The organism is Methylopila musalis (assembly GCF_042679725.1).
In the GTDB taxonomy this organism is placed as follows: domain Bacteria; phylum Pseudomonadota; class Alphaproteobacteria; order Rhizobiales; family Methylopilaceae; genus Methylopila; species Methylopila musalis.
Genome location: NZ_JBHTMX010000401.1, coordinates 1 through 809 on the forward strand (window position 1 = coordinate 1; position 809 = coordinate 809).

Below are 809 nucleotides of genomic sequence, written 5' to 3' on the forward strand. Positions count from 1 at the left end.
CGCTGGCTCGCCGCCAGCGTCGTCGTGGGGCTGCTCGCGCTCGCCCCCGTGGCGTGCCTCGCCGGCCTCGCGCTGCGGGGCTCCGGCGATCTCTGGCCGCATCTCGCCGCCTATGTGCTGCCGCAGGCGCTGCGCGACACGCTGCTGCTGCTCGTGGGCGTGGGCGTGGTCGCCTCCGCGATCGGCGTCGGCGCGGCGTGGATCGTGACCGCCTACCGCTTCCCCGGCCGCCGCCTGTTCGACTGGGCGCTGCTGCTGCCGCTCGCGATGCCGACCTACATCGCCGCCTTCGCCTATCTCGACCTGCTGCACCCGATCGGCCCGGTCCAGACCACGCTGCGCGACCTGTTCGGGATCGTCCGCCCGCGCGACCTGTGGTTCCCGGATATCCGCTCGCTCGGCGGCTGCGTGTTCCTGCTCGGCGTGGTGCTCTACCCGTACGTCTATCTCACCACCCGCGCGCTGTTCCTGATGCAGTCCGCCAACATGCTGGAGGCGGCGCGCACGCTCGGCGCCGGCGGGGTCCGCGCCTTCGCGCGCGTGGCGCTGCCGCTCGCCCGGCCGGCGATCGCGGTCGGCGTGTCGCTGGCGCTGATGGAGGCGCTGAACGACATCGGCGCCGCCGAGTTCCTGGGCGTGCGCACGCTCACCGTCTCCATCTACGCCACCTGGGTGAACCGCTCGAGCGTGGAGGGCGCGGCCCAGATCGCGCTCGCCATGCTGGCGATCGTGCTGGCGCTGGTGTGGATCGAGCGCTGGGCGCGCCGCCGCCACGGGGTCGCCGCCGCCGCGAGCGCCCCGCGCCGGGC

At 74.7% G+C, this 809-nt stretch carries 1 protein-coding gene; it reads left to right on the forward strand.

What is annotated here, in order from left to right; genetic code table 11:
- Positions 1–24 precede the first annotated feature (24 nt).
- On the forward strand, positions 25–809 hold a 785-nt coding region (locus ACFQ4O_RS17945; protein ID WP_378777785.1), incomplete at its 3' end, for an ABC transporter permease.